This window comes from Paenibacillus aquistagni (assembly GCF_900177815.1).
Classification (GTDB): Bacteria; Bacillota; Bacilli; order Paenibacillales; family Paenibacillaceae; genus Paenibacillus_B; species Paenibacillus_B aquistagni.
Genome location: NZ_FXAZ01000001.1, coordinates 122768 through 146162 on the forward strand (window position 1 = coordinate 122768; position 23395 = coordinate 146162).

18 protein-coding genes are annotated in these 23395 nt (G+C 48.1%); 13 read left to right on the top strand and 5 right to left on the bottom strand.

What is annotated here, in order from left to right; translation table 11 throughout:
- The 9 genes from B9Y93_RS00600 to B9Y93_RS00640 all read left to right on the top strand — a co-directional run bounded on the left by B9Y93_RS00600 (nt 1) and on the right by B9Y93_RS00640 (nt 11927).
- Nucleotides 1–909 (top strand): carbohydrate ABC transporter permease, encoded by a 909-nt coding sequence (locus B9Y93_RS00600; RefSeq protein WP_085492432.1) that lies wholly within the window; start codon nt 1–3, stop codon nt 907–909.
- Nucleotides 910–929: 20 nt separating this feature from the next.
- Nucleotides 930–3083, top strand: a complete 2154-nt coding sequence (locus B9Y93_RS00605) for a YIP1 family protein (protein WP_085492433.1) — start codon at nt 930–932, stop codon at nt 3081–3083.
- Entirely contained in the window at nt 3083–5566 is a 2484-nt protein-coding gene (locus B9Y93_RS00610; RefSeq protein WP_085492434.1) for a DUF5696 domain-containing protein, read from the top strand. Before B9Y93_RS00605 ends, B9Y93_RS00610 begins: the two co-directional genes overlap by 1 nt.
- Nucleotides 5566–6426 (top strand): carbohydrate ABC transporter permease, encoded by an 861-nt coding sequence (locus tag B9Y93_RS00615; RefSeq protein ID WP_085492435.1) that lies wholly within the window; start codon nt 5566–5568, stop codon nt 6424–6426. The genes B9Y93_RS00610 and B9Y93_RS00615 overlap by 1 nt, the downstream gene beginning before the upstream one ends.
- Before the next feature lie 35 nt (nt 6427–6461).
- Nucleotides 6462–7439, top strand: coding sequence for a carbohydrate ABC transporter permease (locus tag B9Y93_RS00620; RefSeq protein WP_085492436.1), 978 nt, complete (start codon nt 6462–6464; stop codon nt 7437–7439).
- A 176-nt stretch (nt 7440–7615) separates the two neighbouring features.
- Entirely contained in the window at nt 7616–8977 is a 1362-nt protein-coding gene (locus B9Y93_RS00625; protein WP_244903255.1) for an ABC transporter substrate-binding protein, read from the top strand.
- 87 nt (nt 8978–9064) lie between these two features.
- Nucleotides 9065–10465 carry an ABC transporter substrate-binding protein gene (locus tag B9Y93_RS00630; protein ID WP_244903256.1) on the top strand — a complete coding sequence of 467 codons (1401 nt, stop codon included), beginning with the start codon at nt 9065–9067 and terminating at the stop codon, nt 10463–10465.
- 93 nt (nt 10466–10558) lie between these two features.
- A complete protein-coding gene (locus B9Y93_RS00635; protein WP_085492438.1) occupies nt 10559–11113 on the top strand; it encodes a hypothetical protein in 555 nt (184 codons plus the stop codon).
- Nucleotides 11085–11927, top strand: coding sequence for an ABC transporter substrate-binding protein (locus B9Y93_RS00640; RefSeq protein WP_176228807.1), 843 nt, complete (start codon nt 11085–11087; stop codon nt 11925–11927). Before B9Y93_RS00635 ends, B9Y93_RS00640 begins: the two co-directional genes overlap by 29 nt.
- A 233-nt stretch (nt 11928–12160) precedes the next feature.
- Here the strand turns inward: B9Y93_RS00640 and B9Y93_RS00645 are convergent, their stop codons facing one another.
- The 4 genes from B9Y93_RS00645 to ilvD form a co-directional block, all read right to left on the bottom strand.
- The gene (locus B9Y93_RS00645; protein WP_085492440.1) at nt 12161–12886 is read right to left on the bottom strand and encodes a hypothetical protein; all 726 of its coding nucleotides are present in this window, start codon (nt 12884–12886) and stop codon (nt 12161–12163) included.
- Between the two features lie 42 nt (nt 12887–12928).
- A complete protein-coding gene (locus B9Y93_RS00650) occupies nt 12929–14332 on the bottom strand; it encodes a sensor histidine kinase (protein WP_085492441.1) in 1404 nt (467 codons plus the stop codon).
- Between the two features lie 9 nt (nt 14333–14341).
- Nucleotides 14342–15037 (bottom strand): response regulator transcription factor, encoded by a 696-nt coding sequence (locus tag B9Y93_RS00655; RefSeq protein ID WP_085492442.1) that lies wholly within the window; start codon nt 15035–15037, stop codon nt 14342–14344.
- A 441-nt stretch (nt 15038–15478) separates the two neighbouring features.
- Entirely contained in the window at nt 15479–17164 is a 1686-nt protein-coding gene (gene ilvD, locus B9Y93_RS00660; protein ID WP_085492443.1) for a dihydroxy-acid dehydratase, read from the bottom strand.
- Between the two features lie 394 nt (nt 17165–17558).
- On the opposite strand from ilvD, the gene B9Y93_RS00665 reads away from it, so the two are divergent.
- A complete protein-coding gene (locus tag B9Y93_RS00665; protein WP_085492444.1) occupies nt 17559–18476 on the top strand; it encodes a metallophosphoesterase family protein in 918 nt (305 codons plus the stop codon).
- 193 nt (nt 18477–18669) lie between these two features.
- Here B9Y93_RS00665 and B9Y93_RS00670 read toward each other — a convergent pair whose 3' ends face one another.
- Nucleotides 18670–19761 carry an acyltransferase family protein gene (locus B9Y93_RS00670; protein WP_085492445.1) on the bottom strand — a complete coding sequence of 364 codons (1092 nt, stop codon included), beginning with the start codon at nt 19759–19761 and terminating at the stop codon, nt 18670–18672.
- A gap of 301 nt (nt 19762–20062) precedes the next feature.
- Here B9Y93_RS00670 and B9Y93_RS00675 point away from each other — a divergent pair, with 301 nt between their 5' ends.
- From B9Y93_RS00675 to B9Y93_RS00685, 3 genes are all read left to right on the top strand, one after another.
- Nucleotides 20063–21037, top strand: a complete 975-nt coding sequence (locus B9Y93_RS00675) for a sugar kinase (RefSeq protein ID WP_280522884.1) — start codon at nt 20063–20065, stop codon at nt 21035–21037.
- A 43-nt stretch (nt 21038–21080) separates the two neighbouring features.
- Nucleotides 21081–21776: a bifunctional 2-keto-4-hydroxyglutarate aldolase/2-keto-3-deoxy-6-phosphogluconate aldolase gene (locus B9Y93_RS00680; RefSeq protein ID WP_085492446.1), complete on the top strand. Its 696-nt coding sequence runs from the start codon at nt 21081–21083 to the stop codon at nt 21774–21776.
- 555 nt (nt 21777–22331) lie between these two features.
- Nucleotides 22332–23342, top strand: a complete 1011-nt coding sequence (locus B9Y93_RS00685; protein WP_085492447.1) for a 2-oxoacid:acceptor oxidoreductase family protein — start codon at nt 22332–22334, stop codon at nt 23340–23342.
- The last annotated feature ends 53 nt before the right edge of the window (nt 23343–23395 follow it).

Consider the following 23395-nt stretch of genomic DNA (forward strand, 5'->3'; position numbering starts at 1 on the left):
ATGACATGGCTACATCGGATACGTAGGTCGATGGCGAGCTCATGGTCCATGTACCGCAGCGACTTTCGCAGCTTGGACAAAACGCAGATCCTTCTGCTTTTTCTCTTGACTGTTCTTGCCATGTTTATGCTGCTTCCGCTTGTCTTTATATTCAACCATGCCTTCAAGCCGCTGCATGAGCTGTTCTTGTTCCCGCCAACGTTCTTTGTGCAGCAGGCGACAATGCAGAACTTTACGGATTTGCTTCATGCGACGCAGGATACTTTCTTACCGGTAACGCGCTTTATTTTCAACAGTATTATGGTGACGCTGCTGTCCACGGTAGGGATGGTGATCTTTGGCGCCTTATGTGCCTATCCGCTGTCTAAGCATCCCTTCCCGGGCCGCAAGATCGTGTTTGGCGTTATCTTGCTGTCCATCATGATTGCGGTAGAGACGATGGGCATTCCGCGCTATATTGTCGTGAAGTCCTTAGGCATTATGAACACGTATTGGGGCCATGTGCTGCCTATACTTGCTCTTCCGGTAGGCGTGTTTTTGCTCAAGCAGTTTATGGATCAGGTGCCCAATGAGCTGCTTGAGGCAGCAAAGCTCGACGGCGCCAGTGAATGGCAGATCTTCATGCGGATCATGATCCCGATTGTTACTCCTGCAATGGCGACAATCACCATCCTTTCGTTTCAAACAGCGTGGACGAATTCCGAGACCTCCGCCTTATTCATGCAGGATGATGCGATGAAGACGCTGCCATTCTACGTCGAATCACTTACTTCGAATCTTGCGAATACGGTTGCTAGGCAAGGGGTTGCAGCAGCGGCCTCATTGATCATTTTTGTTCCCAACCTGATGATCTTCTTGCTGTCTCAGCGAAAAGTAATTCAGACGATGGCCCATTCGGGTATCAAGTAGGGATTAACGGAGGTTCATTCATGAAAAAGCGATGGGATAGACAACGGCTCATCTATATAATGCTCGTCTTATCGATGACAATAACTGCCTTATTTCCTAGCTTGGCGTCAGCGGAACCGCCCTACACGACATTCAGCAAGGACGGCTACAATCGGACGATCCCGAGTCAAGCGGCCTATTATCCGTCTACCGTAGTAGGCGACAATCTGTATAAGACTTTGAATGAGAACGGAGTGGAGCGTCTTGATTATTCTCCACTTAAGCGGCCGCAGGATCTGTTTATCGATAGCAAAGACGAGATCTACATTGCGGATACCGACAACAACCGCATCGTACACTTGAATCAAGACGGGGCATTCGTCCGGGAGATTATGGCTGAAGGCATGAAGTCACCACAGGGCGTCTTTGTAACCGAAGCGGGAATCATTTATGTCGCAGATACAGGCAACAAGCGAATTCTGAAGCTGTCAGGAAGCGGAGAACTGCTTGCAGCCTACGGTCGACCAGAATCTAGGTTCATTGATGAATCCTTTCATTACGAGCCAACCAATCTCGTTGTCGATGAGCGCGGATTTATGTATGTAATCAGCAACGGGAGCTATCAGGGGGTTGTTCAGCTTGATCCTAGCGGCAATTTCTATGGCTTCTACGGAACCAACTTGACTGAAGTGAGTTTGATGGATATCGTTCGCAAGCTGCTGTATACCGAAGAGCAGTTGAGTCGCCAGGTCCGCACGCTACCAGCGACGATTCGCAATATTCATATTGATGAGAAGGGATTCATCTACACGGTCTCTTCAACAGATAAAGAGCAGGTGAAAAAGCTCAATATACGCGGGGAGAACCAGTGGAAAGAGAAGGCATTCGGGGTGGAGCCAAGATTTCGCAACCGAGGGACGAATGCGAATACAGAGACTGCAGATCCCAATCAAGAGGAGCAGAAGTCGGGCTTATCTGATATTACAGTGGACCGCAATGGCAACTTGGTCGCGATCGACAAAGTATCCAATGCGGTCATGCAGTACGGCCCTAACGGAGAGATGCTCTTCTTCTGGGTGGGTCAGGTGACGATTGGATCGCCCCAACTTGGAATTAGCCAAAGTCCAGTGGCTGTTGACACAAATTCCAAGAACGAATTGTTTATCTTGGATGACTCGCAGAATTTGATCCATGTGCTAAAACCAACGGAATTCGGCCTTCTTCTGCATGAAGCTACGACATTGTCGCAAGAAGGAAAATATGTAGACAGCGAGCCGATCTGGCAGGAGGTATTGCGGCTTAATGCCTTATATTCTCCAGCTTACCAAGGGCTGGCTGAAGCTGCGTATTACAAGGAGAACTATAAGGAAGCCTTGCGCTTGTTCAAGCTTGCAGGCGATGCAAGCGGCTATTCAGACTCCTTCTGGCAGCTTAGACTGCAGTGGTTTCAGCACAACTTCGCTTTGGTCGCCAATATTGCCTTTGTGGTTGTAATCCTGTTCATGATATGGAGCAGCCGCAAGAAGAAGCTGCCATGGCTTCATCAGCTTCGCCAAAAAACAAAAGCTTTCGTGGGCCAGAAGAAGCTGCTGTTCCAACTTAAGCAAGCCTTTATCATTCTTAGGCATCCTATAGATGGCTTCAGCGACCTCCGCTATCATCGAAAGGGCGGATATGTAAGTGCCTCCATCTTGCTTGTGCTGGTTGCGCTTGTGCTGCTGATGAAGGAGTATTACACCAGCTTCACCTTCATGCCTGTGCCAAGCAATGAACGAAACAGCGGCTTCTTGATTGCGATCTTCGTGACGTGGCTGACATGGGTCATCTGCAATTACTTGATCGGAAGCATCCGCCAAGGGGAGGCGCGTTTTAAGGATGTCTTTGTTGGCAGCTCCTACGCTTTATTCCCTATTGTCATTCTTGGGCTGCCGCTCGCCGCGGTATCCAACGTCATGACAGCAAGCGAGATGTCGATCTACAGCTTTTTTGAGACAGGAATGCTGTTGTGGTGCGGCTTGATGTTCTTCTGGATGATTCAGTCGCTTCAGAACTACAGTGTGGGCGAGACAATTGCGAATATTTGCCTAACCGCATTTGCGATGATGATTACGTGGGTGCTGATCTCCATCATCGTAGGTCTGTCCTCTGAGCTTCAGAACTTTTTCTATACCATCTATCAGGAGGTGTCGATGTGATGAGGGTACCTGCTAGGCTAAAGCGCATGCTGATTCTTACCCTGATTGTCGCTATGACGAGCGCAACCATCGTCACGTACTCCAATGCTGCAAAGACGAATGAATCTACAGAAGATAAGGCACAAGGAACGCAAGCTGCAATCAAAGAAGAAATGGCTGATCAACGGGATCAGGCTGATTCTAAGGAAGCAGCCAAGGTGTCTGATGAAGCGATAGAAGCAGGCAAACAAGAGGACAGTCAAGCTGGAAAAGATGCAGGGAAAACAACAGCAGCCAGCGCGAGCGAGCAGGCGAAGCAGCCGGCAAAGAACAGCTATGCATCCTTGTTTCCAGCAGATCAAGCCTTTCAGCTGGCAAGCGAGAATGAGAAGCTTGCACTGTTAGTCGATCGGAAGACAGGCCATTTCATTGTGAAGGATAAGCGAAGCGGACAGGAGTGGAGATCCTTCCCTGATTCCTATGGCTGGAATGACAAGGACAACACCAATGCATGGAAGAAGCATATGCAGTCTCCGCTGTTTATTAAATATGTGGAATTCAATGTACGCAAGGATCAGATGAAGGAAACGAATGTGATTGATCAAAAAGCTGCAATCGAGCAGTTCGAAATGACGGACAGCGGATTCAAGCTGACTTTTGAGATGTCGAACATCGGCTTTGTCGTCCCGATTGAAGTCTCCTTGCACGATGATTATGTCGAGACCAAAATCATCGAGGATGGCTTTAAGGATGGAAAAAGCGAAGAAGAGATGAAAGCCTACGAGGAGGAGACAGAGAAGAAAGACAAAAATGCTCGTATCGCCGCACTTCGTCTGTATCCTTTCCTTGGGGCTTATACGTCGGAACAAGAAGACGGATATCTGTTCATCCCGGATGGACCGGGGACGCTGATTCAGTTCCAGAAGGATCGTCCGCCGAACAATAACTTCTATTTTGAGCGGGTGTACGGGGAAGATTACGCGTTTAGCAACAATAACAACTCGTTCTCTATTCGAGAGCCGATTCGCATGCCGGTATTCGGCATTAAAGCTCAGGATCAAGCCCTTCTTGCGGTCATACAAGAAGGCGCGGTATATGGCAATGTGCTCGCTGCACCGTCCAAGTCCATGAATCAATACAACTGGGCTACTGCAGAGTTTACGTATCGCCAGCGCTTTTTCCAACCGACTGATAAGCGCAAACGCAACGGCTTCCAAACCTTTAACAAGGATCGAACAGCAGGAGATCGCTCGGTTCGCTACTATTTCCTGGATGGGAAGTCGCATGCTGCCAACTATGTTGGGATGGCTTCTCGCTACCGTCAAGTGTTGATGGAGGATGAGGGCTTGACGCGGATTCAGCTTGAAAATGGGGGTATTCGCCTTCCAATTCATCTGCTCGGCGCAGATTCGAAAGAGGGCTTCTTGTGGGACAGCTATGAATCGTTGACAACGACGGGGCAGGCCGAGGAGATGATCAATGAGCTGACGGCAGTCGGAGTCAAAAAGATGTCGATTACGTATTCTGGCTGGCAAAAGGGCGGGATAAGCGATTATGGCGGACACTTCCCGGTAGACAAGGGAATTGGCGGCAATGAGGGCATGAAGCACTTCATCGCTTACGCCCACAACAAGGGGCATACGGTGACGCTTGATGCTTCCTCCTATACGTTCAACAATACGGGGCGGGATGGCTTTCGCTCCAGCCGGGATGGTCTGCAGGATTTAGGCTCTGTGGTTATCCAGTATGGGGGCAGACGTGAAGCGTTTCGAACGCTTGTCAGTCCGCGCTTTATGGAGAAGGTGTTCCTCAAGGATTTCGAGAAGGTGAAGCAGCTTGGAGCAGACGCCATGGCTTTCGGCGATGGCATGGGCGCTCTCTTGAACAGCGACTTCAATGATCGATATGCCTCAACAAGAGAGGAAGTCAAGCAGCTGCAGGAGAATCTATTCGGCCAATCTGTTGATCTCCTTGGCTCAGCACAAGCGGACAGCGCGAATGCTTATGCTTGGAAATACGTCAATCACTTAAGCGGGGTGCCAATTGAGAATTCCTTTGATCTGTTCGTGGATGAAACGGTTCCATTCATGCAGATCGCACTGCATGGCTTGATCTCGTATTCATCGGAGTTTGCCAACATATCGGACAATTACACAGCTTACTTGCTAAAAAATGTAGAGTATGGCTCAATCCCAAGCTTCATGCTTACGTATGCTGCCTCTCAAGACCTGATTGGCACGCGTTCGCTGTACAACTTCTACAGCACGCATTACAAAGACTGGGCCGAAGAGGTTGCGATGCAATACAGCCGCTTCAATGATGCTCTGCACGATGTGCAGGATCAGATGATCGTCCATCATCAAGCACTTGCTGCTGGCGTGTACGAAACGACTTACGAGAATGGCAAGCGAATCATCGTCAATTATAATGAGACACCGTTTAATCAGGGAGGCGTTCAAGTGAAGGCTCAAGATTTTGCGGTTGTGAAGGGAGGGGGAGCTTAATGAGCAGATTCAAGCTAAAGGCTAGAACTTCGCGCCATCTGGAAGCACTTGTCTTTATTGCGCCATGGGTGATCGGTTTCTTATTGTTCATGGCATTCCCTCTTGGCTTCTCGCTGTACATGAGCCTTCATAAGGTAACCGTTCTGCCCACTGGGCTGAAATATGATTACCAAGGGCTCAAGTATTTTACTGAAATATTGTTCGGAAGCTCTGCTTTCTATGATAATCTGCTTCCCTTCTTTCAAGAAATTATCATCATGGTGCCGGTCATTATCGTATTCTCCTTGTTTATCGCAATCATGCTGAATCAGGACTTTCCGGGGCGCCTTGTGTTTCGAGTTGTATTTTTTCTTCCGATTATCTTTACGTCAGGCTATGTTCTCACCGAATTTGTGAATCAGGGAGAGGGGACGCTTGGTTTCCTTGAGCGTTTCTCCATCGGTGAATATTTGATTCAATTCCTAGGGGACAGCTCTTGGGCGAAGCCCGTAATGGATGTATTGAATCGATTTGTGCTTGTCCTCTGGTACTCGGGCGTGCAGATTCTCATTTTTCTTGCGGGAAGGCAGACCATCTCCAAGTCGAGCTATGAGTCAGCGCGAATTGATGGGGCATCTCCATGGGAGGTATTCTGGAAGATCACGCTGCCTGCGATGTCCCCGTTTATTTTGCTGAATCTGATTTATACGGTCGTGGATATGTTCACATTCCCGTACAACCCCGTCATTGAGCTCATTAACACTGGAAACTATGGCTACAACAGTGCTCTTGCCTGGATCTACTTTGTCGTCATTGCGTTGTTTCTAAGTGTCATTATGCTCTTGTTCTTAAGACTGAACCGACAAGCGAGAAGCCGCTAATAGCTGTGTAGATGCTGTGGCGAGAGGAGGATTCAATGATGGGCAAAATCAATATTGCCAAGTTCAAAGCCCCGCCCTTAAAAAAGAGGATAATGCAAAATGGGCTTCAAACGTTTCGCTACGCCATCTTGGGGCGGGAAGTCAACAGAGGCTTGCTGTTTAAAATTTTTATTTATTGGATTCTTATCGTAACCTCCTATATTTACTTGAATCCGATCCTGAAGATGCTGGTAAAAATGGTGATGAATGAAAAGGATCTTAATGATCCAACGGTGACCTGGATACCGCATGAGATCTATCTCGGTCACTTGAAGACGGCATGGGCAGCGCTTCAATATCTTGAATCCCTGTTTGTCAGCATCGGCATCTCCACGATTGTGGCGGTATTTCATGTGATCTCCTGCGGACTGATGGGCTATGCACTGGCTCGCATGCAGTTCCCCTTCAAGAAGCTGCTGACGTTCCTGCTTATTATGACGTTTATCATTCCACCGCAAGTCATCATTTTGCCCATGATTATTATGTACACCAAGCTCGGACTGCAGGGGAATCTGTTCTCCTTGATACTGCCCTCCTTGTTTGGATTTGGGATCAAGGGTGCGTTATTCGTTATTATATTCCGACAGTTCTATACGACCCAGCCGAAGGAACTTGAGGAAGCGGCCAAGATTGATGGGGCCAGCAGCTTCAAGTTCTACTGGAAGGTGATGTTTCCTCTTGCCAAGCCGGCCATTCTCGTTGTATCGTTATTCTCCTTTGTCTGGACCTGGAATGACACCTACTATCCAAGGATGTTTCTGGGCCAGTCGCCGCTAGTGCCGCTCGCGACTCAAATGAGCAGAGTGGATGCAAGCATTACGAGCATGATTGGCAATGAGGAGACTGCCTTAGTTCTAGTCGAGGCCATTAAGATGTCTGCCAGCTTCCTTGCGCTGCTTCCACCGCTTCTCATCTTCTTCTTTGCCCAACGCTACTTCGTCGAGAGTGTCGAGCGTACAGGACTTGTAGAATAAACGCGTTTAGCTGCTGCATAAGAGGCAAGCTGCTTGCTTCTGGCATGCTGCGTCTTATGCAGGAGTGGAGAATATGAAATGGGGGTGGACTAAGGAGCATATAGCACAAGGCTCTCTTTTACATGGTAACGTCATAGAGAATTCAGAAAATACACGGAGAAGGGATGTATGTTGATATGCCAAAACGCATGAATGTCATTCTCTTGATTTCGCTTGTATTTATTCTCATGTTGGCGGGATGCAGCTCTACGAACTCGGGGATCGAGGCACCGAAGAAGCAGACCCAGACTGAGGGATCAGGAACCAAGACGCCTGTGGAACAAAAGACAGAAGAGGATGAGAAGGATAAAGAGCCAGTGAAACTGGTCTTTATGGCGCCTTGGAGCAAAGAGCAGGTTGAGAGCCGATTTCACGAGGGAACAAAGGAGAAGTTCCCGCATATCACGATTGAGCCGACAGGCAAATTCGCAGATGCCGCCTCCTTTGACGAGCTGTTTGCTCAGAATGTGATGCCGGATATCATTCTAACGACAGACGGCTTCGATATCTTAAAAGATCGAGATATGCTCCTTCCACTTGATGATCTGCTTAAAGAACGCAACTTTGACTTCAACAAGATTCGACCCGGCATTATGGAAGCATTGAGAGCTAGAGATCCGGAAGGGCAGGGCAGGCTCCTTGGCATTCCGATCGAGGATGTTACCGTTGCACTGCATTATAACAAGGCCATCTTTGATAAATTCGGTGTCGATTACCCAACGGACGGGATGAACTGGGATGAAATTGTCGAGCTTGCCGCTTTAGTGACAGGAGAACGTGATGGAATTAAATATCGCGGCCTTGCAACCAACTCGTTATCGCAAGCGATGACACAGCTCTCGGCCAATGGTACCGATCCAGAGAGCGGAGAGCCGCAGTTCTCGAAGAATCAGGCCTTTGGCAAGTTCTTTGAGCTGGCGAAGCGCATTGCTAGCATTCCAGGCAACTGGGAGCCAGACATTCAATATGACTTTATAAAAGGGGATGTTGCGATGAGCTTGGGTCTCATTGCGAACACGATTCCTCATTATCCTGATGAGCTCGATTATGATGTTGTAAGCTTCCCGACTTGGCCTGATCTTCCAGGGATAGGACCATCCACATTGCCGCTTACTGTCGCTATTAACAAGCACAGCAAGCATATTGACGAGGCGTTGGATGTTCTTGAATATTTGCTCAGTGACGAGCAGCAGCTGCGGATGCACCGCTTGGAGGTTCCTTCTGTGTCTGGAGATCAAAGCATTCTTGAGCAGTTTGCTGCGGATACATTAGAGAAAAAAGGAGGTCGGGAACTCAATATAAAGGGAATCTATTCCTTGCAGCAAGCGAAGCCTGCTCTGTACAGCCCTTATGGACCGGATATTCTGCTCTATGGAACCAATTATGTAGGCTCGCAAGTTGTGCCATTCCTTAAGTCCGGCGATGATGTTCAAACCTTCCTTCGCAAGATGGATGAGGACTATGCGACTATTGTTAAGGAACGTCAGCTCCTGAACTAATGCTCTTTGCTCGACTCTTCAAAAGTGATGTCCATCCAAAAATGTAAGCGGATTCAATCTCTGTTAAAAGGAAAGGAGCTAGGAGAATTGAAGCGAAGTCTTTCTGTATTCCTCATGGTATGTATGGTGTTCATGATGGTATTAGCGGGGTGCAGCAGCAATGCCCCAGATCCTGTTTCAGAACAAACGCAAGCAGCGGATCAGACCGATCAGAAGAAGGTTGCGAATGAGGAAGGACAGGAGCAAGAGACTGTTCAGGCAGACAAGACAACAGCTGTAGCCTACAACGGAGATCCTGTGACATTGAAGTTTATTATTGCCGTGGATGAGGAGACATTCAACAACCAGTATAGGAACCATGTGGAACAGAAGTTCCCGAATATCAAGCTAGAGCTTGTGGATGCTGTATTGGACCGAACGGGGCTTCAGGAGCTGAATGCAAGAGGTGAAACTCCCGATATGTACGTCATGCATGAAGGCTATGAGGTGTTCGAGGAGTTGGATATGCTGGAGCCGCTTGATCCATACATTGAACAATCGAATTATGATCTTAGCGTCTTCCAGGATGGAGCTATCGACATTCTTCGTGCTCTAGACCCAGCTGGAACGGGACAATTGTATGGATTCCCATATCAAAGCTCTCAGAAGGCTCTTTTCTACAACAAAGATATTTTTGATAAATTTGGCGTGGACTATCCAACAGATGGAATGACCTGGGATGAAATTATCGAAATCGCGATGCAATTGACAAATGAAAGAGAAGGAATAAAGTACAAGGGGCTATCCTTTGGTTATTACTCGCATGCTTTTTCCCAATTAGGCGTTAATGGCACAGATCCAAAGAGCGGGGAAGTTCAGTTTACCAAGGATCCAACCTTTACCCAGTATTTTGATCTGCTGGATCGCTATCGAGCCATTCCGGGCATGATCGATACTAGTGGCTATAAATACAGTTTCAGCAATGAACAGAATCTGGCGATGTATGTGGGACAGGTGCAGCATCTCCCTCTCAATGCGAGGGTGGAGGGGTTGGATTTTGATATGGTTACGGTCCCTGCTTGGCCTAATCATCCTGGGGTGGGGCCTACCGCGCCTCCTGGAGCAATCAGCATCAATAAGCACAGTAAGAATAAAGAAGCAGCATGGGCGGTTATGGCTTTCCTCTCCTCTCCTGAAGGACAGATTACCCTGTCCCGTGCTGGCGGACCTCCCATTGTAAAGGACGAACAGGTAATAAGCTCCTACGCAGCAGATATCATTGAGGACAGCGGAAGGGAGTTCAATGTGACTCCAATTTTTAACCAGAAGCTAGCAAAGGTAGATCAGTTTTCTCCGTTTGGCCCACTCATTACGTTTCATTATGACGACTATATGAATCAGAAATCCAAAGACTTTGTGAAGATGCAGGAAAAGGATGTTGCAACGTTCCTGCGCGAGATGGAAGAGGAATATGTAGCGATCGTCAAGGAAAAGCAGGCGAAGCAGTAAGGCATCCAACCGCGCGCAGCAGCTCTGCGCGCGGAATTCCCGGTTGTTCACTAACGGATGAGATTAGCTGATTAGCCATGAGGGGGAATGAAGATGGGCAGGAAACGGTTTCGTTTAGCATGGATAAGCTTGCTTGTGCTGCTTATCCTAACCGCTTGCTCAGGCGGAGCGAATTCAGAATCGGCTGTAGAGACGGAGCCGAAGACACAAGTAGAGGTAGATCATCCGACGGAAGCTGATGAACAGCAGCCTGTAACAACCTTTTCTTCAGAACCAGTGGAGCTGTTGGTGGCGACACCCTGGGGCGAGGAATATTTTAATTCACGAATTAGCGATGTTATGCGAGAGAAGCTGCCTCACATTCAAGTGACCCATGTGGATTGGAACGGAACGATCGAGCAGATGCAAGAGCATAATGCTTCTCAGATCGTGCCGGATATCGTGCTTGCTTTTACCGGGCAAGCGCCGCTTGAAGAGCTGGAGATGGTATTCCCACTTGATGAGAAGATCAAGGAATACGGCGTTGATCTAAGTACGATCGACCCGGCTATTATTGCTCAGGTTAGGTCTCGAGACAAGCAGGGACGTCTGATTGGGATTCCTCAGGAGATGGGGGTTATTGGCCATTATTGGCCTTCATTACAATAAGGAGATCTTTGATCTGTTTGGAGTCGAGTATCCAACAGATCATATGACATGGGATGAAGCGATTGAGCTTGCAGGGCAGCTGACCGCTGAGCGCAATGGGGTACAATATCGAGGCTTGGAGATGGGCAGCTATACCTTTCCGTTAAAGCAGCTGTCCGTGACTTTGACAGATCCTAAGACGGGTAACGTTCAGCTTACGGAGGAGCCAGAGTTCACACAATACATGGAGCTGCTGAAGAAGCTGTACAGTATTCCGGGAATGTATGACGAGAATACCTATGGATTTAGTGATAAGACTGTTGCGATGCATATCGATTGGCATGGGTATCTTACATGGTTCGGCGGCAATGATGAGGAGGCGCAGGAATTCCAGCAGGAGATGGATATCGTGCCTGTGCCAACGTTTTCTGGAAAAGAGGGGCTTGCGCCAACGCCAAATACGCAGATTTTTGCGATCAATGCCTTTAGCGAGCATAAGGAGGCGGCTTTTCAGTGGATATTGGAGAGCATCTCGCCAGATTATCAGCTTAAGCTTGCCAAGTCGGGAACGCCGTCGGTCATTACTGGCGACAAAAGCATCAATGAACAGTTTGCACAGGACAATATCCGGTTTATTGGGAAAAACATCAACGCCTTTTTCCAATATCCTTTTACGCCTCCACCAGCCAAGATCAGTCCTTGGGACAGCTATGTGAAGCTTGAGGATGGGATCAAGACGTTCTTGCAATCGGATATGGATATTCAATCATTCTTGAGAGCTCTGCAAGAAGAATCGCAGAAGGCGATCCGTGAAGCACAATCTGCGAACGGCTAGATTCTAGGAAGAAGCGGAGTGCTGCTGCAGCCTGTAAAGCTCGTGAGCAGCGTTATAAGCTGCGTAATAAGATAAGCCGCGTCAAGAGGGGAAAAGGCCCTCTTTGGAGGGCCCTATCAGCCGCCTATTTTCGCTTATGGAGATAGAAATGCAAGGCAAGCAGGGGATAGGGGGCGGTTCAGGCTCTATTATTACAAAGATTAGCGCAACTCTATCGAAGCTCAAATCTGCCCCTACCCTTCGTATTTCCTTGCCTCCATATAAGTAAGCATAAGCGCTAATAAGAATACACTCATCAGCACGTCATAGATAATAAGGTAGCCGATCAGCATTGGCGGAGAATGGAATCGGTTGACAAGCAAGCTTGCCATGCCTGAGAAGATGAGCAGGCTGACAGCCATGGCTATAGATGGCGGCCAGTGCTGCTTCAGTGTTTGAAATGCACGGCGAAGGGCTGTATCAAAAGACAGCCTGTCTGTCACCATCGTAAATTCCAAATAAATAAGCAGCACCCGGAATACAAGAAAAAACAATAACCCTGCGCCTAAGCCTATGGTTCCAAAGAACAGGATTAATAGAGCCATGACAGCAGAGGTTGCAAGCATCATGGCCAGCTGCAAAAATAAAAAGGGGAGTCCGTATCGCTTATTGGCTTTCATGAGCTGAGACATGGATAAGGTCGTGCCTGTGCAGGAGGCAATGAGGGAACGGATGTAGCCTCCCTGCCCGAAGGACCATAGAAGGATCGCCACGAACAGAAACCATGAGAAAGGCAGTGAAAATAGGTGAAACATGGAAGGCATTCCGACTGCCACCAATACTCTAGAGCTTGACTCGGATGTAAGCGTAAGCGCTTGAGTGCCAAACAATATGGCCAGAAGAATAATATCGATGATGATGGGCTGGATGACAATATAAGGATAACGTATAAGGATATGATAGGCTTGAACAATTGGCATAGGCGCCTCCTTGAGGTAAAATATCACGTCTGAGATTAGGAATCAGCCTGCAGTTAAGCTTTGTCGGTTCTGTTCTAGAATGGATAAGGGATGACTGGGCAGCCGAATCCAAAAGGTGGAGCCTTCTCCAAGCTTGCTCTCGCACCATATTTCTCCTTGATGCGCTTCTACAAGCGCTTTGGCGATGCTTAATCCGACACCAAGCCCGCCGCTGTCTCTTGATCTTGACTTGTCAGTTCGATAGAAGCGGTCAAAGACTCGAGTAAGATCTTCCGCGGCTATGCCCATACCCGTATCTTTACAGAACACATAGATGCTCCCGTTCTGATGAAGAAGCCCGACTTGGATGTGACCGCCGCGGGGAGTGTATTTGATCGCGTTATACATAACATTAGATAAAATCTGCATCATTCGGTCTGGATCAACGAGCAGCATGCACGGCGTTCTGGATGGCACAAACTCGAACTGAATCTCTTTATCTCGGCTTAAGAATAAAAATCCCTCATAGATGTTTTGAACAAGACGTGAGAGATTGACCTCCTGCTTGTTCAGCTCAAATTGCGCACCTTCCGCTTCGGATAGCTTCTCCATATCTTCCACCAATCGATATAAACGCTCAATATCGACTAAAATGCGCTGGATATGCTCTGTTGTCAGCGGATAGATCCCGTCGATAATGGCGTCCAGATGGGACAGCACGGCAGTAAGCGGGGTTCTAAGCTCATGAGTAAGGTCCTGCATCAACTGATTGCGCCAAGCTTCATGCCGCTCGAATTGATTCATCAAGGTATTGATCGCCGTTATCATAATCTTCAGTTCTTCTGTTCCATGGACTTTTAGAGGAATTGGCCGGTTATCGATAACAATTGATTCCGCCAATCGTGCGGTTGTCCGAATAGATCGGCTTATCCGCCATGCTAGTCCTGTGCATACAAGAAGCACAGCCAAGATGCTAGCGATCAGCAGCTGCTTGCTGCGCAGTTGATACTGCTGCTCCAAGACCTGAAGGGCAGGTGAGTAACTGGCTTGCTCCATATCATAGTAAGTCATTAGATAGCCTTCTAGTTGTCCATCGATAACAACAGGTACTTCAGTGGCATAGATGGAAGGGCGAGCCTGCCACTGTGGATCAAGCAGATTGATATACAAGTCCTCTCGATTCGGTCCCGTATACTGAATGGGAACGGAGAAATGCTGGCTTGCTTCCTGAAACAGCGCCAAGCGCTCTGCTTGCTCTGTCGCATGCTTGAGGCGTTCCCGAATAGTGTACAGCAGGTGATAGCTTTGCTCCTTGGCAAGCTGCTGCTTGTACTGATGCAGCTCACGATCCCATACGTAACGGAACCCTGTATATAAGCTTGCAATCAACACGAATGACAAGCTCATCAGCAGCACAAGAAGCCAAGCTTGAGTTGATAGGGTCAAGGATGGCAGGCGTCGTCGCATACATTCTCCTCATTCATCAGGCTGTAAGTTGAACTTATAGCCGGAACCGATCTTCGTTAAAATGTATTTTGGATTTCTTGGGTCCTCTTCGATTTTCTTGCGAATATTCCGTATATGCACATCCATCACACGTCCATCTCCGATAAAACGATAGCCCTGCACCTCATATGATAAATCATGGCGGCTAAATACCTTGCCAGGCTTCTTGACGAGGATGCTCAGCGTACGGAATTCTGTTGCCGTAAGATTAGCCGGCTGCCCGTCTATATATACATCCTCAAGCTCGAAGTTGACCATCAGCTTCCTGCGGTTGAAGTAGAGGAGGCTTGGCCCGGTCTTGCTCAAAAGGTTGATTCTTCGCTGTAGAGCATAAATTCTAGCGATAACCTCCTTCATGCGAAAAGGCTTCGTTATATAGTCGTCCGCCCCCAGGTTAAGGCCATTGATCATGTCCACTTCACGAGCCTTGGATGTAATCATTATCAGAGGGACATTGGATACCTGCCTAATGTTGCGGCATACCTCTTCGCCTGATAGGCCAGGAATCATGAGATCGAGCACGATCAGGTCAAGCTTGTGCAATTGCAGCTTCTTCAAGGCGTCCCTGCCATCGCTTGTGATATGAACATTCCAGCCTTCGTTAATAAAATACGATTGCAAAATATCTCGGACCGAAGCTTCGTCTTCTACAATCAAGATGTCCATTCTGTACCCCCTTAGAACTCTTCATCATGATGTTATGACTGTAATAGCTTTTCAAAATGATTGATTCTAGTTCTTGGCAAACGGCGCTTGACAAAGAGACTCTATTCTATATTAATGCGTAGAATAGAGCTCCTAGACCAGACTGGAAGAACAAGTGAAGCGGGCATCGATGTCGCACTCTGTGGTATCCATATGATATTAGTAAACGCTTTCAATAATGTTTGGTTATATTTTACAACAAATACTAACGAAGTACATCTGTATTGTCAAATAAATTGTGTGAAAATATTACTTTTGCAAGGGGAAGCATTCAGACATAAGCCCTATGTTTGTTGAAAATTGTAACATAGAGCATGGTGTTATAGGAGAAAAAGACCAGCTGGAATCGGATACTGCCGCTCCAACTGGTCGGGTAATCGTTGTTACATCAATAAGATTGAATTAGATCTTCAAAACGCCGCCTTGGCTGGCATTTGTAACAAGCTTGGAGTAACGAGCCAGCAGGCCTGTTTTGACTTTCGGCTCGAATCCCTTCCATTCCGCACGGCGCTGTTCAAGCTCTTCCTCTGAGACTTGCAGCTCAATCTTGCGTTCGTTCAGGTTCAAGTCGATAATATCACCGTCTCTTACGAAGGCGATTGGACCACCTTCTGCGGCCTCAGGAGAAATGTGGCCGATGCTGATGCCGCGGGAAGCGCCTGAGAAACGACCGTCTGTAATCAAGCCGACCTTGGCGCCAAGCCCCATGCCCACGATCTGGGAAGTAGGGGCGAGCATTTCTGGCATGCCAGGTCCGCCCTTTGGCCCTTCGTAGCGGATAACCACGACATGGCCTTCTTTTACTTTGCCATTGGCGATGCCAGCCAATGCTTCATCCTGCGAATCGAAGCAGATGGCTGGACCTGTATGATGGCCGCCAACCGATGGATCGACAGCGCCGACCTTCACGATTGCACCTTCTGGAGCAAGGTTGCCGAATAATACGGCAAGGCCGCCGCGAGCAGAGTGAGGGTTGTCGATCGTATGAATGACATCCGTATTCAAGATCTCGCAGCCAGCAACATTCTCGCGAAGCGTATTGCCGGTTACGGTGATGCAATCTCCATGAAGGGCGTCATCAAGCTTGAACAGCTCATTAAGAACAGCGCTTACGCCGCCTGCATTGTGCACATCTTCGATATGCCAGTCTGAAGCAGGAGCGATCTTCGCCAGATGCGGAACGCGTTCTGCCACTTCATTGATGCGGCCAATTGAATATTCAACGCCAGCTTCATGAGCGATCGCAAGCGTATGAAGTACGGTATTGGTAGAGCCGCCCAGCGCCATATCAAGCGCGAAGGCATTATCAATTGCTTTTTCTGTTACGATATCGCGAGGCTTGATGTCTCGCTTGATCAGCTCCATAAGCTGTGCCGCAGAGCGCTTTACGAATTCACGGCGTTCTGGGGATACGGCAAGGATTGTGCCGTTGCCAGGGAGGGCAATCCCAAGCGCTTCAGCTAGGCAGTTCATGGAGTTCGCAGTGAACATACCAGAACATGAGCCGCAAGTTGGGCAGCCGTATTGTTCCAATTCGAGCAGGCTCTGCTCATCAATCTTGCCTGATTGGAAGGCGCCTACGCCCTCAAATACGCTTGTAAGCGAGATGGAGCGACCTGTCGAGTCTTTACCAGCCTTCATCGGGCCGCCGCTTACGAATACGGTAGGGATATTGCAGCGAAGCGCACCCATGATCATGCCTGGTGTAATCTTGTCACAGTTCGGGATACATACCATGCCGTCGAACCAGTGAGCGGATACGACCGTTTCTACGGAATCTGCAATAATATCACGGCTTGGCAAGGAGTAGCGCATGCCGATATGTCCCATGGCGATCCCATCATCAACACCAATTGTGTTGAATTCGAACGGAACGCCGCCAGCTTCACGAATCGCATCTTTTACAATCTTGCCGAATTCCTGCAAATGCACATGGCCAGGAACGATATCAATGTACGAGTTGCATACTGCGATAAACGGCTTGTCGAAGTCTTCTTCCTTCACGCCTGCTGCACGAAGCAAGCTGCGGTGAGGAGCACGATCAAAGCCTTTTTTAATCATATCTGAGCGCATTCTAGGGGATGCCATTACGATTCCTCCACTTCTGTACGTCATTGCTTCAACGTATTTCAAGTTATTAATATATGAGTCTACCATAATTGAGAATAAAACATAATATTTTTTAGCATAAAAACAAGATTTTTATATCAAAAGTAGAAAAGTAAGTATCATACATCTTTAAGAAATAATAGTATTGAGGGGCGTAAAGGAAAAACATCAGCAAGAAGAGGAATCGAAAGTGCAAAAAGAAGCAAAACAAAGAGAAATTAATAATTAAAAACAGCAAAAACACTTGAAAACATGGACGGGTGCTTTTATACTCAACCTAAAGGCTGACATCAGCTGTTCTTGGTTTATTTCGTTACTCAATCAAACCATACTGCGGTTAACTGTATAGATCTTGGATGCGAGGGGAGAAGAGATGCCTTTACCGTCAATTCGCTTTGGTCTAATGACAGATGTTCATTATGACATCATGCCTAATGCAAGCGCACGCCTTGAGGATTTTATTCAAGAGATGGTCAACGAGGATGTGGATTTTATTGTTCAATTAGGTGACTTCTGTCATCCGACACAAGAGAACAATCCTTTTTTACAGGTGTGGAACCAGTTTAAAGGGTCCCGCTATCATGTGCTTGGCAATCATGATATGGATCGCAATGACAAACAGACGATGATGGATTATTTGGGTATGCAAAGCTCATATTATTCCTTTGACCAAGGCGAGTTTCACTTCGTTGTATTGGATGGGAATTATCTCAAGCGTGGCGATCAGTATGTGGATTATGATCATGCGAATTACGGAAGATATCCCCATCTGGTCGATCATATTTCATCAGAGCAGCTGGAGTGGCTGAGGAAAGATCTAAGAGAGACAAAGAAGCATACGATCATATTCAGCCATCAGAATCTAGATGATTCGGAGCTTGGGCTCAAGAATGGCAGCGAGCTCAGGGAGATTTTTCGCATAGCTAATGAAGCGGCGGGATACCAGAAGGTGGTAGCATGCTTTAACGGACACAACCATCTAGATGGGGTTAAGGTCATTGATTCCATTTACTACATTCACGTAAACAGCATGTCTTACTATTATATGGGCGAGGAATATGATGTAATCCGGTATTCGGAGGAGGTGACGGGAAAGTATCCGATCTTAGCCAAGTCCGCTCCCTATGAAGATGCCTTATATGCTGTTGTAACCATCGGAGCAGGGTTAATAACAATAAGCGGCAGAGAAAGCCAGTATGTGGGACCTTCCCCGCGAGCATGCGGGCATCCAAACATGGCTGGCGGCCACGAAGTATCGGCTAGGATCTCAAGTCGGCAATTGCACTATTAGAAGACAAGCTAGTGTAAGCATTCAGTATCAATCCCTAGATTCCTAGATATCAATCCCTAGATATACGCATCCTAGTACAACACAGGGCGCAACCAATGAGGTTGCGCCCTGTGTTTAGGAGTGAAGCGGTAAAGTATATGTGAAGCATTCGTCAGGATCCGGTGTGATGAGATGAAGGGTTAGCGGGGGGAGGCTAACTATGCTTCATGTGCGAGCGCCAAGCGCCGCGGCGGATCCATCCGAATACAGCTTCGCTATTGGGTTCAATAACGGGGCGTGTCCATTGACGCACCTTCGGATGAAGCAATAAGATCGTGCTGGTCACTGCACAAGCAATCAGCAAGATGGCAAACCATCCATTCGTAATATGATCATACATGCCCGTGGCAGCGATGATGCGGATGATGATGCCGTGGATCAGAAATACGTAAAGGGTTCGTTTGCCCCAATCGGTAAAAGCGCACAATCGCTGCGGCACCCATGCTAGAAACGCAATGGAGCCGATAAATTCAATGCCATATATCACGCAGCGCATCACGATGGCTTGCCATGATGAATGCATCCACCCAAGCTCATAGAAGTTCATGCTGTTGGAGAGCCATGCGGGCTCCAAATGCGGAGCGAAGACAAACATGACCGTGAACAGCACGAGTGATACGGCTAAGCCAGCGGTGCGAATAGCCCCGTGCATGCGTGCTTGAATCCATTCTAAGGAGAAGCTGTAGCCAATCACGAAGAACGGGAAGTAGACAAGGGTCTTCATAAATCCGAACCAAGTTCCTTGTATCGGAAGAAAGCCTGCGAGAATGCCGATGGCACAAGCCCAGATGAACGGATGTCTCACATTCAAGCGAGCAAATACTCTCATAAGCAGTCTCCAGATCATATGCCCAACAAGAAACCATAATAATAGGTATGGCACAAAAAAGGAGTGCTTGATTCCCGGCACCTGAAACCAAATGATATCAAGCAGGGAATAAATCGATTGAAACAATAAATATTGAAGAGCTATTTGCTTCAAGATCCGGTCGCCTGAATGTCCTAACAGATTGTTTTTGGCAAAGTAACCGGTAACGCCGACAAACAGCGGCATTTGGAAGGTCAGCATCCATAAGAACAATGCTTTGACCTCAGGCATCGTTTGAATCAACGGTTCTACGGCATTTCCGACAAACACAGACACAATCAGCATGAATCGAAGATTTAATCCGAAATTCTCTCCACTCCAAGGCGAGTCCTTCGGATTGCTGCTGCGCAGGCGGTACCGCAATGGTGTTCCCGACATTGTCGTTCCTCCTCTTGCGAGTTCAAGGTAACGCCCAGAGTTTTTTGTTTATTTAATGTTTCGTATCGAAGATAACATATCTGGCAGTATGTTCTTGTGATATTAGTCACAAAGTATCCAGTGGAAAGGTTTGAATTTTTGGCAGTTTCATGAACGTGCATTTTTTAACGTAGTTGGCAGGCTTTTGATACAAGGTCTGAAGGGACTTTGATGTGGGAAACCATTTTTCCAATGATTGACGGCTTATTCGACTTCTCCTAAACTAAAGATGATCACGGGTAGGTGGAGGGAGTTGAGATTGTTGGAAGCGTTATCAGCTTGTGAAGGCAAGAAGCTTGATGTGGTGACCTTTGGCGAAACCATGGCTTTGTTCAGCTCAACAGACACACGAGGAATAGAATATGCACAGACGATGATGAAATCATTCGGCGGCGCCGAGAGCAACGTTGCGATTGGACTGGCTCGGCTTGGGCACCTTGTCGGCTGGTTCAGCCGATTGGGCAAAGATCCCCTAGGCCGATATATTTTAAAAGGAATTCGTGGGGAAGGCGTGGATATTTCCCGTGTAGAACTTGCGGATCACGAGGCGACGGGAGTCATGATGCGGGAACTGGTGGCAGGTCAATCGTCAGTGTATTACTATCGCAAGCATGCGGCAGTAAGCCGGCTTGCTCCAGAGCATCTTGACCCTGCCTATATCGAGAATGCCGCGATGCTTCATATTACCGGTATTACCTGCGCACTCAGCAGCTCATGTGCGGATGCCGTTGAGGCGGCTGTACGCATCGCGAAGGCAGCCGAGGTGAAGGTAAGCTTTGACCCGAATCTTCGACTGAAGCTGTGGACTATCGAGGAGGCTAGGGCAAGACTGCTGCCTCTTGCGGATAAGGTGGATTATTTTCTGCCGGGGCTTGATGAATTAAAGCTTTTGTACGGCACTAACGATCAGCAGCAGATCTTTAATCGCCTAGGACAGCTGTCCGCTGTGAGCGTGGTGAAGGGCGGGCTCGGTATGAACTATATTGTGCAGGGCACCCGCGTCGAGGAAGTGCCTTATCAGCCGGTGGCTCATGTTGTTGATACTGTAGGCGCAGGGGATGCCTTCTGTGCAGGCTTGCTGTCGGGTTTGGTTAGAGGCTTAAGCGTGCAGGAAGCGGTGCAGCTTGCCAATGTCACAGGAGCGATGGCCGTACAGGCGTTTGGAGATTGGGAAGCGCTTCCGACAAGGGAGCAGGTTGAAGCGAAGCAAAGCCAAGCTGTACATATTGAACGCTAGTCTTGATTAGGAAGAGGCATGATCCTGAGGAGGAGTGGAAGACATGAAGAAGATCCAATTGCTGAAGCAAATCCATGAGCAAGGCGTTGTTGCAGTACTGCGTGCAGATAACCATGAGCAGGTCATTGAAATGGCGGAGGAGGCAATCCTAGGCGGCATCAAAGTTATCGAGATCACGATGACGGTTCCAAAAGCACTTCGTGCGATCGAAGAGCTCGCTTCCAAATATTCAACGATTCCAGATGATGATAAGCCGTTTGCCATCATTGGCGCAGGAACGGTGCTCGATGCTGCCACTGCGCGGGCATGCATCCTTGCAGGAGCCGCGTTTGTCGTTGGCCCATCTCTGCAGGAGGATACTGTGAAGCTGTGCAATCGCTATCGCGTGCCGATTATGCCAGGCGTGATGACCATTGCGGATGTGCAGACAGCGCTCGAGCTTGGCGTGGATATCGTGAAGCTGTTCCCTGGCAATCTCTACGATCCATCCATTATCAAGACGATGAAAGGACCGTTGCCGCAAGCCAACTTTATGCCGACTGGCGGCGTCAATGTCGACAATCTGGCGGACTGGATCAAAGCAGGCGCTGTAGCGGTTGGAATCGGCTCTGACCTGACAAAGGAAGCGGTGGCGACAGGCGACATGAGCTGTGTGCGCAAGCAGGCGCAACGATATATGGCAGCTTATAGAGAAGCTGTCGGCACAAGCGTGAAGAAAAGCGAAGCTGTGACCTCTTAAGTGCAGTCCCTATCCTATTGTTAAACCGTGATGAAACGTAATCATTCCTGTATTGCTTCCAAATAACGTGTAAAGCCGGCATGGCTGCAGCATTCATGAATCATAGAGAGCAGTAAGTTTTCTTTTATCATATAAATCATAATCCCTTCTGCCGTGAATCATGTGGGTTCAAGCGCTAGAGGGGATTTTTTTATCCAAAATGGTCTTATTCATAAATGACCCTCACATCTCGGCAGAGACAGGCTTAATGATGCGCCGCAATGGTTGGATAAGCCAAGGCTAGGGCATTTTTCTCTCCACACTTTCATACTGTAGTTATAAGCTTTGCCGCTGCAAGGACACAAAGGATAAAAATTTAGTTATCTTCATACAATCGTCATCGGCAGGATAAAAAGTAGTGACATTCCTCACAAAGATTCCTTCCTTGATAGGTTAAGATTTGGTCGCATCATCCAATAGACAGGCTGTGAGTGGTTTGTCTTTAGGTGTGTAGATAGATGACTAGTTTCGTTCCGGTCTCAACAATATGGAGATCAAGGAAAGGAGATATAAGATATGGTTCAATTGCCGAAAGTCAATGATCTCGGCTTTTTTGAGATTCGCTTAGAATCGATTGGCGGCTTAGGCGCAAACCTGGCTGGCAAGATGCTTGCGGAGGCAGGCGTCGTGGGCAGCGGCCTGCATGGGGTAAGCTTCTCTTCCTATGGTTCAGAGAAGAAGGGTTCGCCCGTCAAGGCTCATATTCGATTCTGTATGCCGGACACCTTGATTCGAGATACGACGCCGATTGAGCGCCCGCATATTGTAGGTGTCTTTCATGAAGCGCTGTATAAGACGGTAAACGTGACCAGCGGCATAAAGGAAGATAGTCTTGTGCTGGTCAATTCAGAGAAAACACCTAAAGTGCTGATGGAGCGCATGGGGCTCGCTGGAGGCAAGATTGCGGTCATCGATGCAACAGGAATTGCTCTTGAGGAGCGCAATCGAGTGAATATGGCGATGCTTGGCGCATTGTTCCGCTTATGCGACTTTTTGGATCCAGAGAAAATGAAGGATGTTATTCGCAAATCATTGGAGAAGAAATATCCGAGCTCGGTTGATCCTGCGCTTCGTACGTTCCAGCGCGGCTATGATGAGGTGAAGTTTGAGAACTTCGCCTTCCCGGAAGGCTATACGCTGCCTGAACCTAAGCGCTGGGACATTCCGGTGCTGGGCTATGACACGCAGCCGATCGGCGGTGTGGTGGTGCATCCCGGCAATTCGGTGCTGAAGGACTTAAGCATCTCTCGCGCAGGCATGATGCCTCATCTGGCAGAGGACAAATGCATTCATTGTGCAGCATGCGACAATGTCTGCCCTGACTTCTGCTTCGTCTGGGAAGAGAAGGAAGACAAGAAGGGGCGCCCGCAGATGTTCCTGCAGGGCATTGATTACCAATACTGCAAGGGCTGCTTGAAGTGTGTGGAGGCTTGCCCGACAGACGCGCTGTCGAGTGAGAGAGAGCAGGATGGCTATGGTGAAGCGCATCGAACACCACATCCTTTCTCGCTTGTGCATCGCTTATAAATAAAGAGAAGCAGGCTGCATGTTACAGCTATCCATCGATTCGATGGGATCCA

Bases quoted from the DNA above. Each gene is read 5' to 3' on its own strand.
- B9Y93_RS00620 (WP_085492436.1), top strand. From the start codon at position 6,462: ATGATGGGCAAAATCAATATTGCCAAGTTCAAAGCCCCGCCCTTAAAA.
- B9Y93_RS00615 (WP_085492435.1), top strand. From the start codon at position 5,566: ATGAGCAGATTCAAGCTAAAGGCTAGAACTTCGCGCCATCTGGAAGCA.
- B9Y93_RS00600 (WP_085492432.1), top strand. From the start codon at position 1: ATGACATGGCTACATCGGATACGTAGGTCGATGGCGAGCTCATGGTCC.
- B9Y93_RS00645 (WP_085492440.1), bottom strand. From the start codon at position 12,886: ATGCCAATTGTTCAAGCCTATCATATCCTTATACGTTATCCTTATATT.
- ilvD (WP_085492443.1), bottom strand. From the start codon at position 17,164: ATGGCATCCCCTAGAATGCGCTCAGATATGATTAAAAAAGGCTTTGAT.
- B9Y93_RS00665 (WP_085492444.1), top strand. From the start codon at position 17,559: ATGCCTTTACCGTCAATTCGCTTTGGTCTAATGACAGATGTTCATTAT.
- B9Y93_RS00610 (WP_085492434.1), top strand. From the start codon at position 3,083: ATGAGGGTACCTGCTAGGCTAAAGCGCATGCTGATTCTTACCCTGATT.
- B9Y93_RS00685 (WP_085492447.1), top strand. From the start codon at position 22,332: ATGGTTCAATTGCCGAAAGTCAATGATCTCGGCTTTTTTGAGATTCGC.
- B9Y93_RS00635 (WP_085492438.1), top strand. From the start codon at position 10,559: ATGGGCAGGAAACGGTTTCGTTTAGCATGGATAAGCTTGCTTGTGCTG.
- B9Y93_RS00650 (WP_085492441.1), bottom strand. From the start codon at position 14,332: ATGCGACGACGCCTGCCATCCTTGACCCTATCAACTCAAGCTTGGCTT.
- B9Y93_RS00625 (WP_244903255.1), top strand. From the start codon at position 7,616: ATGCCAAAACGCATGAATGTCATTCTCTTGATTTCGCTTGTATTTATT.
- B9Y93_RS00655 (WP_085492442.1), bottom strand. From the start codon at position 15,037: ATGGACATCTTGATTGTAGAAGACGAAGCTTCGGTCCGAGATATTTTG.
- B9Y93_RS00605 (WP_085492433.1), top strand. From the start codon at position 930: ATGAAAAAGCGATGGGATAGACAACGGCTCATCTATATAATGCTCGTC.
- B9Y93_RS00680 (WP_085492446.1), top strand. From the start codon at position 21,081: ATGAAGAAGATCCAATTGCTGAAGCAAATCCATGAGCAAGGCGTTGTT.
- B9Y93_RS00670 (WP_085492445.1), bottom strand. From the start codon at position 19,761: ATGTCGGGAACACCATTGCGGTACCGCCTGCGCAGCAGCAATCCGAAG.